Consider the following 1,122-nt stretch of genomic DNA (forward strand, 5'->3'; position numbering starts at 1 on the left):
GACCCGGGGCGGGTGCTGGTGCAGACGTACAACCCGGACGCGGAGCCGGTGAAGCGGATGCTGGCGCACGACTTCGACGGGTTCGCGAAGCAGGAACTGGAGTGGCGCAAGGCGCTGGCCTACCCGCCCTTCACGCGCATGGCGGCCGTCCGGCTGGAGGGGGAGCACCCGGAGCAGACGGCGGGGGTGGCCCGCTTCCTGGGGAACCTCGTGGGGCGGCACATGCCGCCCGCGTCGGCGGGGGTGCGCCTGTTGGGGCCGGCGCTGGCGCCCATCGCCCGCATCCGGGGCAAGACGCGCTGGCAGCTGCTCCTGAAGGCGCCGACGCATGCGGCGCTCGCCCCATTGCTCGCCCGGTTGGAGGCGGCGTTGGCGGATGTGCCCTCCGGGGTGAAGGTCGTCATCGACGTGGATCCCGGGGCCATGATGTAGACTGTCAGGCCCCCCATGGGCGCCTCGGTCCTCCTCGTACACGACGACATCGCCACCATCGCCGCCGTCCGGCGATTGCTGTCCCGCGAAGGGCACGAGGTCATCCTCGCCACCTCCGCCGCGGACGCGCTCATCGCCTTCGGGCACCACCTGCCAGAGCTCATCGTGCTCGCCCCGGGGGTGGAGAGCGGGCGCGGGCGCGTGGTGCTGGAGGAACTGGTGGTCCACCCGGACGGCCACAAGGCGCGGGTGCTGCTGCTGAGCGAGGCCATTGAAGGCTTCAGCGCGCCGGTGGCGCCGCTGCCGCTGGACGGGCCCGGGTTCGTGACGCTGGTGGACTCGTTGATCCGCGCGCCGGCGGAGGCGGACGGCTGGCGCGTGGTGGAGAACCGGACGCTGACGGAGCCCGCGCGCGGAGGCGTGCCCGCGTCGGACGAGGCGTGGCATGCGACGACGGCGCACGCGGTGGGGGGAGACCCGGCGCTGGCCAACGCGCTGTTCGGGGACCTGGCGCCGCTGAACCAGACGGACTGGGAAGTGGCGGCGATGACGCGCGAGGAGCGCAGCGCGCACGTCGTCCACCAGCAGCGCGAGCGCAGCACCCACCTGGTGATGAACGCCGCGCTGGAGCAGGCGCACCAGGAGGTGGAGGCGGAGGCGATGGCGTCCATCGACTCGGTGCTCACGGGG

1 protein-coding gene and 1 pseudogene are annotated in these 1,122 nt (G+C 73.3%); both read left to right on the forward strand.

The features are described from left to right. Positions 1–432, forward strand: a pseudogene (locus D7V93_RS43325) (replication restart helicase PriA); the annotation flags it as partial. 15 nt (positions 433–447) lie between these two features. Further along, the coding region (locus D7V93_RS46315) for a response regulator (RefSeq protein ID WP_504739605.1) at positions 448–1,122 on the forward strand (675 nt) is incomplete at its 3' end.

This window comes from Corallococcus llansteffanensis (assembly GCF_003612055.1).
GTDB classification, from domain to species: Bacteria; Myxococcota; Myxococcia; order Myxococcales; family Myxococcaceae; genus Corallococcus; species Corallococcus llansteffanensis.